Below are 13,776 nucleotides of genomic sequence, written 5' to 3' on the forward strand. Positions count from 1 at the left end.
GGGCTATCGCCCTCCAGCTCCTGAATCCATCATTCCACTGGAGCTGAAACCGGCGATGAACTAACATTCAAACCGGACCACTTGCTGGGGGCAGGTCAACTTGCTCTCTGCTACCTATCATCAGAACATTCACATCAGGTGCGGATATCGAGATTGTAAAAAATGATATCTCTGTTTCGGCGCGTATTCTTGCCGAATTTCCGGAATTCCTGACAGAAGAGCAGAGGGTGCCGGACAATCTTGCAGTGCTTGGTGAGCTGACCGGAAGTCCGGATGCAAATATTATCAAGCTGCCGAATATCAGCGCCTCGGTACCCCAGCTGCACACGGCCATCAAGGAGCTGCAAGCAAGGGGCTTGGCAGTTCCTGATTATCCTGAAGAGCCGAATAGCGAAAAGCAACGTGCAATCCAGGAGCGCTACTCGAAGGTTCTCGGCAGTGCCGTTAATCCGGTACTGAGAGAAGGTAATTCGGATCGACGAGCACCCCTGGCAGTGAAACGCTATGCACGCAATCATCCACACGAGATGACGAAGTGGAGCCCCGCATCGAGAACCCATGTTTCCCATATGCGTGACGGTGATTTTTATCACAGCGAAAAATGCATGACCATGGAGAAGGCACGTGACGTTCGCATGGAACTGGTGACCAGTTCCGGAAATACCGTTGTACTGAAGGAAAAAGTGTCGCTGCTCGAGGGTGAGATTATCGACAGTATGTTCATGAGCAAAAAAGCGCTGTGTGACTTTTTCGAGGAGCAGCTTGAGGATGCACAGGAAACCGGCGTGATGTTCTCGCTTCACGTCAAGGCGACCATGATGAAGGTCTCTCACCCGATTGTCTTCGGCCATGCCGTCAGGGTTTTCTACAAGGAGCTGTTTGAAAAGTACGGCGATCTGTTCGACAAGCTTGGTGTTAATCCGAATAACGGTATCAGCAGTGTTTACGAAAAAATCGAAACCCTGCCCAACTCATTCCGTGAAGAGATTCTGAACGATATTCACGCTTGCTACCAGCATCGTCCCGAACTTGCGATGGTTGACTCGGCCAGGGGAATATCGAACCTGCATGCGCCCAATGACGTGATTGTCGATGCATCGATGCCTGCCATGATCCGCAACGGCGGCAAGATGTGGGGGCCGGACGGCAAGCTCAAGGATACCAAGGCGGTGATGCCGGAAAGTACCTATGCGCGCATCTACCAGGAGATGATCAACTTCTGTAAAACCAACGGTGCCTTTGATCCAGCCACGATGGGTACTGTGCCGAACGTCGGCCTGATGGCTCAAAAGGCTGAAGAGTACGGTTCGCATGATAAAACTTTCGAACTGGAAGAAGCGGGCGTTGCACGAATTGTCGACCATGATGGCACTGTCCTGATCGAACAGGAAGTCGAGCAAGGGGATATCTGGCGCATGTGCCAGACCAAGGATGCACCGGTACGTGATTGGGTCAAGCTTGCAGTCAAGCGTGCACGTGAATCTGAAACGCCTGCTGTCTTCTGGCTGGATGAGTACCGGCCGCACGATGCCGAGCTGATAAAAAAGGTTGAGCGCTATCTTGAGGATCATGATTTAAGTGGTGCCGATATTCACCTGATGTCGCCGCTGCGTGCAATGCGTTACTCACTTGAGCGCATTATTCGCGGCAAGGACACCATCTCAGTGACCGGAAATATCCTGCGTGACTACCTCACTGACCTGTTTCCTATCATGGAACTGGGAACCAGTGCCAAAATGCTTTCAATTGTTCCTCTGATGTCAGGAGGCAGTCTGTTTGAGACCGGTGCCGGCGGCACGGCTCCTGTACTTGTACGCCAGTTGCTCGAAGAGAACCATCTCAGCTGGGACTCGCTCGGCGAATACTTGGCGCTGACGGTCTCGCTCGAGGATATTTATAAGAAAACCGGCAACACCAAGGCGAATATTCTTGCGCAGACACTTGATGAAGCAACCGGCAGGCTGCTTGAGAATGACAAGGCACCGCATCGGCGTACCGGTGAACTGGATACCAGGGGTAGTCATTTCTACCTGGCGCTTTACTGGGCCGAGGCGCTAGCATCGCAGGATGAGGATGTCGAATTGAGAGCCCAGTTCGAACCCCTGGCAAAAAGCCTTTCACAGAATGAAGAGCAGATCATCACCCAGATGGGATCGACCCAGGGCGTTGAAGTCGATATTGGTGGCTATTTCATGGCTGATTCCCAAAAGACCCGCTCAGTTATGCGTCCGAGCGAGCTGTTCAACGATGCATTGCAGGCCGCTCGAGCCTAAAGAGTGCCGTAAGTTGCAGAAATAAAGCGGTTGGTGCATCGCAATAATATTATTGCGATGCACAAAATTGCATGCTAATCTTACCCGATACCTGAATTTACATGCTTGGTATTGCCGCACTTGACATGTCAATCAACCTGTTAAAGCGGTCACATGGCACTGCACGAGTGACAAAAACACTCGACCCGGTGCCAGGTTACGCAGAGCGATAAAACAAAATCCTGCGATTGCGTTGGACAGTTAACCTTCAGATCCATCGCCGATCATTTTGCACCCAGGTGCAGATGACACCATTGACTGATTCAACTAACTAAATTTTGGAGACTGCTATGAACAGACAGGAACAGGCCGCAGCGCTGGAGAAAGATTGGGCGGAAAATCCGCGTTGGAAAAATGTAAAGCGTGGTTACACCGCTGAAGACGTTGTTCGTCTGCGTGGTTCACTGCAACCTGAGTACACACTCGCACGTCGTGGTGCTGAGAAACTGTGGGACCTCGTCAATGGCGATGCCAAGAAAGGCTATGTGAACTGCATGGGCGCACTCACTGGTGGCCAGGCAATGCAGCAGGCAAAAGCCGGTATCGAAGCCATCTACCTCTCAGGCTGGCAGGTTGCTGCAGATGCGAACACATCTGAAACCATGTACCCGGACCAGTCTCTCTACGCTTACGATTCGGTTCCAACCATCGTTCGTCGTATCAACTCGACTTTCAAGCGTGCCGACGAGATCCAGTGGTCACGTGACGTTAACCCTGAAGACGAAGGTTTTATCGATTACTTCCTGCCAATCGTTGCTGATGCCGAGGCCGGTTTCGGTGGTGTTCTGAACGCCTACGAGCTGATGAAGAACATGATCGCCAATGGTGCATCCGGTGTTCACTTCGAAGACCAGCTTGCTGCTGCCAAGAAGTGTGGTCACATGGGCGGAAAGGTTCTGGTACCAACCCAGGAAGCTGTCCAGAAGCTGATCTCTGCACGTCTTGCTTCAGATGTAATGGGTGTTCCAACCCTGCTGCTGGCACGTACCGACGCTGAAGCTGCAAACCTGCTGACTTCTGACGTTGATGAGAACGACAAGCCATTCTGCACCGGTGAGCGCACCGCAGAAGGTTTCTTCCGCGTCAAAAATGGCCTTGAGCAGGCAATCTCACGTGGTCTTGCTTACGCACCATATGCAGATCTCGTCTGGTGCGAGACAGGTACTCCGGATATCGGTTTTGCGCGTGAATTCGCCGAAGCACTGAAAGCCCAGAACCCTGAGCAACTGCTGGCATATAACTGTTCACCTTCTTTCAACTGGAAGAAGAATCTCAGCGACAGCCAGATTGCATCTTTCCAGGAAGAGCTGAGCGACCTGGGTTACAAGTACCAGTTCATCACTCTCGCCGGTATTCACAACATGTGGTACAACATGTTCGACCTCGCGTACGACTATGCACGCGGCGAAGGCATGAAGCACTATGTTGAAAAAGTACAGGAGCCTGAGTTTGCTGCAGCCGAGAAGGGTTACTCATTCGTTGCTCACCAGCAGGAAGTTGGTGCAGGTTACTTCGATGACGTCACTACTGTAATCCAGGGTGGCCAGTCATCTGTAACAGCTCTGACCGGTTCAACTGAAGAAGACCAGTTCTAATTTAGATTGTACTGACCTCAGATGGTCATGAGGGAGTTGCGGGCAGCTGTCCCGTAACTCCCTTTGTCAGTGAAAGGCTATACGAATGATAGTGATTGTCTTTCAACTGCGTCGGTACTATGCTGACTACAATAACAAGACCGGTCATTCCATATATCGGTGTGCACCGGTTTCTTCTGATAACCACAGATTAAAGGTGCGAGATGTTCAAGACTGCAGATCTCTGTGATGACCACAGTGACAACCTCCAGATTGCCCGCCCGGGCTTTTTAAATTACGGTGGCCTTTCAAAGTTCCATGGAAAAATAGTTACCGTTAAGCTTCATGAAGATAACTCACTTGTACGTGAAATCCTGAATGCCGATGGTCATGGGATGGTACTGGTTGTTGATGGCGGTGGCTCGACCCGTTGCGCACTGCTCGGTGATATTCTTGCTGCCAAGGCTGTCGAGAACGGATGGCAGGGAATTATCATCAATGGCTGTATACGTGACAGTGTTGACATTCATCGCATGCAGCTTGGTGTCAAGGCCCTGGGTACCCACCCGCTGAAAAGTGTCAAGCATGATACCGGCCAGTTGAATGTTCCCGTTCACTTCGGACGAGTGACTTACACACCTGGTGAATATCTCTATGCAGACGAGGATGGAACCATCATTTCGTCCATACCACTTTTCTAGGAATTGCCGGAACTCTTATGGCGATTACTGCGGAAAATGCAGTCGCATCAGAAGGCCTGAGCTTCGAAGAGAGCTTCAGGTTGTCGTTGGCTGACCGCGGTATCTATCTCGATAATGCGCAGGAAGCTGCGCTGTCGACTCTCTCGTTACTGGTAACGGGTGGAAAGAAAGGTGGCTGGATCAAGTCACTATTCAGCAAGGATGATAAACGTGGTGTCTACCTGTGGGGGGAACCTGGCAGGGGCAAGACGGTACTCATGGACGGATACTACGAACTGGTTGACACATCCAAGCGGCGTGTCCACTTCCACGAGTTCCTGCGTGACATGCACCAGCGCATGGCACTGCTGTCAGGCAGTAAGGAACGTTTCAAAATCGCAACCAAAGAGTTCTGCGAAGGGATCGATCTTCTCTGTTTTGACGAGTTCCACGTGCATGATATTGCAGACTCCGTCTTCATTGGAAAGGTGCTTGAAGCACTTCTGAGCCATGGCATACGCATAGTTGCCACCTCCAACTACCAGCCAGACGGATTAATGCCTGACCCGGTATCGCATGAACGCTTTAAACCAACTATTGCACTGATCAACAAGCATTTCGATATCGTCCATCTCGATGGCAAGCAGGACTACAGAACCCAGCACGAGATTGACCATAGCTGTTTTTTTGATCCTCTTGATGCGAGAACCGAACGTGCCTTTGAACGTCTTTTCAAGGCGATGGAACCGCAGACAACAATCGAGGTCTGTCATATCGAGGTGGCCAATCGCTGGATCGAGTGCCATGCAGTGGGCAGGAAGGCTGTGTGGACCGATTTTGATATGCTCTGCAAGGCACAGCGCTCCTATGTCGATTACCTCGATCTTGCCGAGCAGTTTGAGGTGCTTATGCTCTCGGGTATGACTGCCAGATCACTGGAAAATCCCAACACAGTTAAGCGGTTCCTGTGGCTGATCGATGTCCTCTACGACAAGGACAAGGGACTGGTGCTTTCCAGTGAGCGCAACTATGAAGTGATGCTGAACAACGCCAGTGGAGTTGATGATCTCAATCGCACATTGAGTCGTCTGCACGAGATGAGCAGAACTTTCAAGTCACCTCTTCCCTAGGTGACGAGTCTGTCTTACTAGGCGACCAGGCAGCTTAGTCTTCAACGATATCATCATCGTATTGACCACTGGCAAGAAATGCTGGTGCTGCATGTCTATGCCCGAAACGATAATCCTGAGGATATGGAAAGACATCATGCAGTATTCCGTTACTGATATCTTCCTGGCGTGCTATCCACCAATCAGGGTCAAGCAGGTCGGCGTGATGTTTCATGAAGGCACGTTTGACGCGTTTATTGGTTAACAGAAAGGTCTCGAACTCTTCAGGAAATATATCGTTGGGTCCAACCGAGTACCATGGTTCTGTCGCCATCTCATCTTCGGGGAAACGCGGTGGGGGTATGCGCCTGAAGTTACACTCTGTTAGGTAGACAATTTCATCGTAGTCGTAGAAGACGATACGGCCGAGACGAGTAACACCAAAGTTCTTGAATAACAGGTCACCTGCAAAGATATTCGCAGCTGCCATCTCCTTGACTGCTTCACCGTAGCCGAGCATCAATTGATCCAGGCGTTCGTCGCTGACATTCTCCATCTCTATATTGAGCGGTACCATGCGGCGCTCAATATAGACATGTGCAAATTGGATCTTGTCTCCCTCGATCTTGATGCTGCTTTCACAACTGCCCATCAACTCCTCGAGGCATTTCTGGGTAAAACGGTGTTTTGGAAAGGAGACATAGGAGTACTCTAGGGTATCTGCCATGCGTCCGACACGGTCATGTTGCTTGACCAGTAGATACTTGGCCTCGACTGTCTTTCGATCGACGTTCTTCGGTGGTGCAAAGCGGTCACGAATAATTTTAAAGACATAGGGATAAGAGGGCAGGGTGAACACTGCCATCACCATGCCCTTGATGCCGGGTGCAAGATCAATCAGGTCATCCGAATAGCGTAGATGATGCAAGAAGCCGCGGTAGAACTCTGTCTTGCCCTGTTTGTGGTAGCCGATGGCAGAGTAGAGGTCTGCGCGACTACGTCCGGGCATCAGGCGACGCAGGAAGTTGACGATTGCAGATGGAACCGGGTGAGCGACCTGAAAATAAACATAGGAAAATTCAAACAGGCGCGATACTTCTCTTGGTCCCAGTAGTACCGTGTCGACATACAAGCCACCATTACCATTATTAAGGATGGGCAGGGCGAAGGGAATGATATCCGGACCATTTATTGCTCGACCGACGATGTACCCGGCCTTGTTTCTGAAGAATACCGAGTTGATCACTTGAAGCTGAAAGTTGAGATGTGTTCTTTCGGGTTTGAGTATCGTGTGAATATATTGAATGATGCCGTGAATGATGTGATTGACATCACGATGCATGTTTTCGAACGGCAGGGTGAATTCACACGCCTCGATGATTCGTCTTATTGTTGAGCGTAGTCCTCTTGTCTTCGGATAGTAAACATGGAATGAAGGTAAATTCGATTCAAGGTACTCGGTAGAGACCGAGCTGCGCACAAAGATGTGTTCAGCATTGAAATAGCGTGGGTGGAACTGGCGACAGAAGACAGAATTGAAAAAAGTCTCGGCAAGTTCCGGCTGGTAACTATCTTGCAGTAGCAAGATATAGTGCTTCTTGGCGATTCTCCATGACTCGGGATCCAGGTGCGCCTCATCATAGGTGGACTTCAGTTCGTGGATGGCATCGTCTACACGCGCGTCGTAGAAGGCAACGCGTTGCTGGGCAGCGTCACGCTCGCCCTCCCAGTCTGCTGCTTCGAAACGTGCCTTGGCGCCGGCAGTAACATGGTGAAATGCAGTAAAGTGGCGGTTAAAGCCCTCCAGAACGGTCTTTGCTATGGCAAGGCCCAGCGATTGATCGATTCCTGTTTCGCTCATGGGTTACCTGTTGTCTTGATGATTGTTTTTATTCTACCCTGATAAAAAAACAGGGGTGCAATAACTGCACCCCTGTTCCATTACTACTAGATGCAGTGTTTAACTGCGCTTGTCGAGCCACTCACCAATCGTTGGCGGAACGGTCTTCTGCGCCTTACCGCTGACGTAGATGCCGATATGGCCACCGGCGAAATTGAACTCGGTGTAATCTTTCGATCCTGTCAGCTTGGCCAGTGCCTTGGAGGCATCCGGCGGTACCAGGTGATCCTGGTCAGCATAGACGTTCAGAATCGGCATGGTGGTGTTTTTCAGGTCGACCTCGTGGTCGCCGATTTTCAAACCACCTTCGACCAGTTTGTTGTGCTGGAAGAAATCCTTGACGAACTGGCGGTAGGCTTCACCGGCCTGGTCAGGGCTGTCGAAAATCCACTTCTCCATTCGCAGGAAGTTTTTGAGTGCAGATGGATTGTCGAGGATATCAACCAGGGAGAGATATTTCTGACCGGTCAGCTGATAAGGTTTCTGCTGCAGGAAGGTGAGGTTCAGCATATCACCGGGGATATTTCCGAGTGTGTCAACGCACAGGTCGATATCGACGTCCTGTACCCACTTGCTGAGCATGTTGTCTTCTGTCTTGAAATCGACGGGTGTAACCATAGTGACAAGGTTCTTGACCTTGTGCGGATGCATGGCACTGTAGCACAGCGAGAATGCACCACCCTGGCAGATACCCAGCAGGTTGATTGCGTCCTGGCCGCTCTCTTTGCGGATGACATCGACACAGCGATTGATGTAACCGTTGATGTAATCATCCAGTGTCAGGAAACGGTCGCAACGATCAGGAAAGCCCCAGTCGATCAGGTAGACGTCCTGACCAGAATCGAGCAGGCCTTTGACGGTTGAGCGGTTTTCCTGGATGTCTGCCATGTAGGGACGGTTAACCAGTGCGTAGACAATCAGCATTGGAACCTTGTTTTGCTTGGTGCCTTCATCAGCTTTATAGCGAACCAGGCGCAGGTTGTCCTCTTCATAGACGACATCGTAAGGTGTCACGCCTGTTGAGATTTCGCCAACCTCGGACATGCTCTGCAGGCCACTGCCGAGCTTGCGATTGAAATCATAGAGCTCTTCGGCGATCTGATCTGGTCTAAAATTCATCATGATTATGCTCCTCGCTTGGCTGCAGCTTTCTTCTTAACAGCGGCCTTCTTCTTGACTGTTGCCTTTTTCTTCACGGTTGCCTTCTTTTTTACAGCCGCTTTTTTAGCAACAGGTGCTGCCTTGGTTGTTGCTTTAGGTGCCGGAGCTTTACCAGCACCCTCAAGTTTTTCAAGACGCTCTGTCAGTTCATCGATTGTTGAACGCAGTTTGAAATTGTCACGACGCATCTGGTAGACGCGCTTTTCGAGACCGTCCAGTTCCGAACGTGAAGGCAGATTCATTTTCACGAGTTGGTCATCAATGAGCTTGTTGCCCTGTTTCTGAACAGCCATCAGGCTGTTAACGAGCTTGCCATACAGCACCTGGTACTCGTCACTCATGGCGAATTCGGCATAAGTCTCTTCAAAAACTTCTACCCACAAGTCGTAAACACCGCGCAGGGATTCAATCGAACCCTCACCCGATTCGTGCATCTCCTTGAGTCGATCCTGGATAGCACCAAGTGATTTTGCCGTTGTGATGGCATCGGCCGCCTTAAAGGCACGCAAAGCCTGCTGGTAATCGACGACCAGGCGCGTCAACAGCTGCAGTTCTTCCTGTGATTCGCGATAGAAGCCAACTGCGGGCAGTGCGAAGAGTTGCATCAGCTGTTCAGGCATAGGTGTGGTTGCAGATTTTTTGTGGGCATCGAATATCCCTTCCTGCATGCCTTCATGCATTGGCGAGATAGAGTCAGCCATCTGTTTCCAGGTATCAACTGGTGATGTCCAGTAATCAATGAACTCGGGCATTTCACAATCTGTTGCAGGCTTGCCTTCAGAGATATTCATGAAGCCGCACTTCATTGACTCAAGCCACTGGTTAATCGAGTCCAGCTGATTCTCTTCTGCACCAGCCGTATTCTGAAGAAACTCCTCAGCCATTTCGAAATAGGTTCTGCCGGTAGAGAGCATCTTGTCGTAGACATCGGCAAGTTCACCAGTTGTTTCCGGCTGCATGCTCTTCCACCACTGGTCGAGGCTGTTCTGAAAGAATTCTGCGGGGTTAGGGCCATCGGTTGGCATGCCATTCTTTAAAGTGGCATCGGACCAGGAGTCCCAAAACTGTTGTTGGGCATTGACCCAGAAGTCGGCCCAGGGCGCGTTATCGCTCATGCTTCTTACCTATAGCAGTGGTTATCGTAGAGCAAGATTAACATGAAAAAATTGTGCGCCGCAACAATTGAATCTAAACTCAGTAAATATTGACAAAAAGTGAGGGGATTGGAGCTGGTTTGGTTACTTGATTCTAATAAATATGACGATCGTACGGGATTGCCATTTTTTTGAAACGCATTGTTGCGATGCACAAAATAACCTGCTAGAGTTTGATTAGTGATGGTTATGCCATCCATAAAAATATTATTAGTGCACCATTGGCCGGTTCGCCTGCTGACAGGTGCATGGGATGATTGCCTGGCTCCAGAGCAGACATGCTCATAGTGAAAAAATAGAGGCAATTGTCGTTTCGAATTTCTTTTCCTTGAACAAGAGAAGTAAAGATGACACAGATTGCAGAACGACCACGTTTTCTGAATCTCATGAAGATTCGGCTACCGCTGCCAGGCGTGCTGTCCATCCTACACCGTATCTCCGGTGTGCTCATGGTGCTGGCGATTCCTTTCCTGATTTACCTGCTCGATCTTTCTCTGCGTGATGCCGCAGGTTTTGCCGCAGCTGCAGGTGTACTCGACATGCTGCTGATCAAACTTGGCTTGGCAGTGATCGTGTGGGGGCTTTTTCACCATCTGTTTGCAGGCATTCGTTACCTGCTTCTTGATATGGACATCGGTGTTGAAAAACAGCAGGCACGTGCGTCCAGCTGGATTGTTTTTGGCGTCTCAATTGTTGTCACACTGATTGTTTTGGGGGTGATCTGGTGAGCCGTAAATTATCTGGTCTTCGCGCCTGGTATGTACAGCGTCTGAGTGCTGCCTACATTACCTTCTATGTCCTGATTGCCGTGATTACTATGCTCTTCAACGGCACACCCACAACTTATAAGTCCTGGGCCACAGTTTGGTCATCGCCGCTTGTCAGTACCATGACGCTGCTGTTTTTTACAGCACTGCTGATTCATGCATGGATCGGTATTCGCGATGTCATTCTTGACTATGTTCACCCGTTCGGTGCACGCCTCGTGGTGCTTTCCCTGTTTGCTGTGATGCTCATCACTAGCGGACTCTGGGTTGCCCGTGTTCTTTTCAACGCCATTAACTAACAAGCGAGTCTGTCACTATGTCTATTCCAGTCAGTCAATTTGATGCCTTGATTATTGGTGCCGGTGGCGGTGGTATGCGTGCAGCGCTTCAGCTTGCCCGTGCAGATGCCAAGGTCGCGGTTGTTTCAAAGGTATTTCCAACCCGTTCACATACTGTTGCCGCACAGGGTGGTATTAATGCTGCGCTTGCCAACGTGCTGCCGGATAACTGGCACTGGCACATGTTCGATACCGTAAAGGGTAGTGATTACCTCGGTGATCAGGATGCGATCGAGTACATGTGCAAAATTGCACCACAGGTTGTTTACGAGCTCGAGCATACAGGGGTTCCTTTTTCACGCCTCGACAACGGCAAGATATACCAGCGCCGTTTCGGTGGGCAGAGCCAGAATTATGGCGGTGAACAGGCTGCGCGTACCTGTGCAGCTGCTGACCGAACCGGTCACGTCATTGTGCACACTCTTTATCAGCAGAACCTGCGTGCACAAACACACTTTTTCGATGAGTACTTCGCCATTGACCTGCTGAAAGCAGAGGATGGCTCGATTCAGGGCGCACTGGTTCTCTGTATTGAGACCGGCGAGCCAATGATCATCCAGGCCAAGACAACCCTGCTCGCAACCGGTGGTTGTGGACAGATGTACCGTAACAACACCAACGCCCTGATCAATACTGGTGACGGTATGGCAATGGCGATGCGTGCCGGTGTTCCGGTAGAAGACATGGAGTTCTTCCAGTTCCACCCGACCGGTATTGCCGGCAAGGGCATACTGATTACAGAGGGTGCGCGTGGTGAAGGTGGTTACCTGACCAACGCAGATGGTGAGCGGTTCATGGAGCGTTATGCTCCAAATGCGAAAGACCTGGCCAGCCGCGATGTTGTCAGCCGTGCAATTCATACTGAAGTTAAAGAGGGTCGCGGTTGCGGTCCAAACAAGGACTTCGTCTATCTCCACCTTGACCATCTTGGTGAAGAGGTTCTGCAAAAACGTTTGCCTGGTATCCGTGCCACATCTATTGCCTTCCTGGGTATCGATCCGGTTGATGCGCCGATCCCGATCTATCCGACTGCCCACTATGTCATGGGTGGTGTACCGACTGACCGTTTCGGCCAGGTGGTTGTACCTGTTGGAACGGGTCCGGAAGAGGCTGTTCCGGGTCTCTATGCAGCGGGTGAGTGTGCCTGTGCATCAGTTCATGGCGGCAACCGCCTTGGTGGTAACTCGTTGCTCGATATCCTCGTGTTTGGCCGCGCTGCTGCCAACAACATGATTGAGGCTCTCAAAGAGAATCCATCGCATAAGACACTTTCGCAGGAGAGTATCGATGCGGCAGTCACAAATCTAACCCGCTGGGATGACATCAGCGAGGGCAGTGAGACCGTCGAGGGTTTACGCAACGAGCTGCAGAGAACCATGGAGACCTACTGTGGCGTCTACCGTGACAAGACAATGCTTGATGAAGGTGTTGAAAAGGTCCGCGAACTCCTCAAGCGCCTGCCAAATGCACGTCTCAAGGATCACTCGAAGATTTTTAATACGGCACGTATCGAGGCACTTGAGCTTGAAAACCTGATGCAGCTGTCGCTGGCCACTATTGTTTCAGCGCAGGCGCGTGAAGAGAGCCGTGGTGCGCATTCACGTGTCGATTTCCCGACACGTGATGATGACAAGTGGATGAAGCACTCACTCTTCTTCATGGAGGGTGAGCGACTTGACTACAAGCCAGTGCGCAGTAAGCCGCTGACTGTCGAGAGCTTTCCACCGAAAGAGCGTACCTACTAAGAGATCCTTGGAGACTGAATGATGAAATTTCTGATTCAACGTTACAACCCGGAAGTCGACAAGGCCCCTTACATGCAGGAGTACGATCTCGACGTGCAGCCCGGAATGATGCTGCTCGACGCATTGCTGGCGATCAAGGAAGAACATCCTGATCTCGGTTTTCGTCGTTCCTGCCAGGAAGGTGTGTGCGGTTCCGACGGCATGAATATCAACGGTACTAACGGCCTCGCCTGTATTACCGATTTGAAGAACCTAAAAGAGCCGGTCGAGATTCGCTCACTTCCCGGTCAGCCGATCATACGTGATCTGATCATTGACCAAGGTCCTTTCTTCAAGCAGTACAAGGCAGCGAAGCCATGGTTAATCACCAATGATCCCGACCCGGAGAAAGAGCGCCTGCAGAGTCCAGAAGATCGCGACCGTCTCGATGGTCTCTACGAGTGCATTCTGTGTGCCTGTTGTTCAACTTCATGCCCGTCATTCTGGTGGAATCCGGACAAGTTCATGGGGCCTGCTGCGCTGTTGCAGTCTGCGCGCTTCATCGAGGACAGCCGTGATGATGCAACCGAGGGGCGTCTCGACCAGCTCGATAACGCCTACTCGCTGTTTCGCTGTCACTCCATCATGAACTGTGTGGATGTGTGTCCGAAAGAGCTCAACCCGACCAAGGCGATCGGCACCATTCGCAAACGCATGTTGCAGAAGGGTATCTGATGCTATCGGAAGATAGTGTTCAGGATGCAGAAAAACTCCGCTGGGCTTGCCGGCGGGGCATGCGTGAGCTGGATTTCTGGCTTCGCGCATTCGTAGATAATGGCTACGATGAACTGTCCGACGAGGACAAGAAAAATTTTGTCAGGCTCCTCGGTTGTCAGGACCAGGAGCTGTTTGACTGGCTGATGGGAAAAGCAGCACCGATAGATCCGGCCTTCCCGTCACTGATTGAAAAAATCAAAGCGGCATCGCGACCCGAGTAACCCGCATGAACGGCCATTCGCCCGAGCTTGGGTCATGGCATGAAAAAGAGAATATATTT

At 50.9% G+C, this 13,776-nt stretch carries 12 protein-coding genes; 9 read left to right on the top strand and 3 right to left on the bottom strand.

The genetic code is table 11. The annotated features are described in order from the left end of the window. The first annotated feature begins 65 nt into the window (after positions 1 to 65). The 4 genes from BOW06_RS12120 to zapE all read left to right on the top strand — a co-directional run bounded on the left by BOW06_RS12120 (position 66) and on the right by zapE (position 5,696). Positions 66 to 2,273 carry an NADP-dependent isocitrate dehydrogenase gene (locus BOW06_RS12120; protein WP_078454811.1) on the top strand — a complete coding sequence of 736 codons (2,208 nt, stop codon included), beginning with the start codon at positions 66 to 68 and terminating at the stop codon, positions 2,271 to 2,273. A 329-nt stretch (positions 2,274 to 2,602) separates the two neighbouring features. Beyond that, complete coding sequence (gene aceA, locus BOW06_RS12125; RefSeq protein WP_043115141.1) at positions 2,603 to 3,907, top strand: isocitrate lyase; 1,305 nt, start codon at positions 2,603 to 2,605, stop codon at positions 3,905 to 3,907. 203 nt (positions 3,908 to 4,110) lie between these two features. Then, complete coding sequence (gene rraA / locus BOW06_RS12130) at positions 4,111 to 4,587, top strand: ribonuclease E activity regulator RraA (protein ID WP_043115142.1); 477 nt, start codon at positions 4,111 to 4,113, stop codon at positions 4,585 to 4,587. A gap of 17 nt (positions 4,588 to 4,604) precedes the next feature. Continuing rightward, on the top strand, positions 4,605 to 5,696 hold the full coding sequence (gene zapE, locus BOW06_RS12135) for a cell division protein ZapE (protein ID WP_052131907.1): 1,092 nt from the start codon (positions 4,605 to 4,607) through the stop codon (positions 5,694 to 5,696). Between the two features lie 34 nt (positions 5,697 to 5,730). Here the strand turns inward: zapE and aceK are convergent, their stop codons facing one another. The 3 genes from aceK to phaE form a co-directional block, all read right to left on the bottom strand. Beyond that, entirely contained in the window at positions 5,731 to 7,536 is a 1,806-nt protein-coding gene (gene aceK / locus BOW06_RS12140; protein WP_078454810.1) for a bifunctional isocitrate dehydrogenase kinase/phosphatase, read from the bottom strand. 99 nt (positions 7,537 to 7,635) lie between these two features. Next, positions 7,636 to 8,697 (bottom strand): class III poly(R)-hydroxyalkanoic acid synthase subunit PhaC, encoded by a 1,062-nt coding sequence (locus BOW06_RS12145; protein WP_370602455.1) that lies wholly within the window; start codon positions 8,695 to 8,697, stop codon positions 7,636 to 7,638. 2 nt (positions 8,698 to 8,699) lie between these two features. Further along, the gene (phaE, locus tag BOW06_RS12150) at positions 8,700 to 9,851 is read right to left on the bottom strand and encodes a class III poly(R)-hydroxyalkanoic acid synthase subunit PhaE (protein WP_043115147.1); all 1,152 of its coding nucleotides are present in this window, start codon (positions 9,849 to 9,851) and stop codon (positions 8,700 to 8,702) included. 386 nt (positions 9,852 to 10,237) lie between these two features. Here phaE and sdhC point away from each other — a divergent pair, with 386 nt between their 5' ends. The 5 genes from sdhC to BOW06_RS12175 are packed head-to-tail and all read left to right on the top strand — an operon-like array spanning position 10,238 to position 13,717. Further along, positions 10,238 to 10,618: a succinate dehydrogenase, cytochrome b556 subunit gene (gene sdhC, locus BOW06_RS12155; protein ID WP_043115148.1), complete on the top strand. Its 381-nt coding sequence runs from the start codon at positions 10,238 to 10,240 to the stop codon at positions 10,616 to 10,618. Next, positions 10,615 to 10,956: a succinate dehydrogenase, hydrophobic membrane anchor protein gene (gene sdhD, locus BOW06_RS12160; RefSeq protein ID WP_143556095.1), complete on the top strand. Its 342-nt coding sequence runs from the start codon at positions 10,615 to 10,617 to the stop codon at positions 10,954 to 10,956. Before sdhC ends, sdhD begins: the two co-directional genes overlap by 4 nt. Before the next feature lie 17 nt (positions 10,957 to 10,973). Further along, a complete protein-coding gene (gene sdhA, locus BOW06_RS12165) occupies positions 10,974 to 12,740 on the top strand; it encodes a succinate dehydrogenase flavoprotein subunit (RefSeq protein WP_043115150.1) in 1,767 nt (588 codons plus the stop codon). 21 nt (positions 12,741 to 12,761) lie between these two features. After that, positions 12,762 to 13,454, top strand: a complete 693-nt coding sequence (locus BOW06_RS12170) for a succinate dehydrogenase iron-sulfur subunit (RefSeq protein ID WP_043116488.1) — start codon at positions 12,762 to 12,764, stop codon at positions 13,452 to 13,454. Further along, positions 13,454 to 13,717, top strand: a complete 264-nt coding sequence (locus BOW06_RS12175; RefSeq protein WP_043115151.1) for an FAD assembly factor SdhE — start codon at positions 13,454 to 13,456, stop codon at positions 13,715 to 13,717. Before BOW06_RS12170 ends, BOW06_RS12175 begins: the two co-directional genes overlap by 1 nt. The last annotated feature ends 59 nt before the right edge of the window (positions 13,718 to 13,776 follow it).

Origin of the sequence: Solemya velum gill symbiont (assembly GCF_002020255.1) — a bacterium.
Taxonomy (GTDB): Bacteria; Pseudomonadota; Gammaproteobacteria; order Chromatiales; family Chromatiaceae.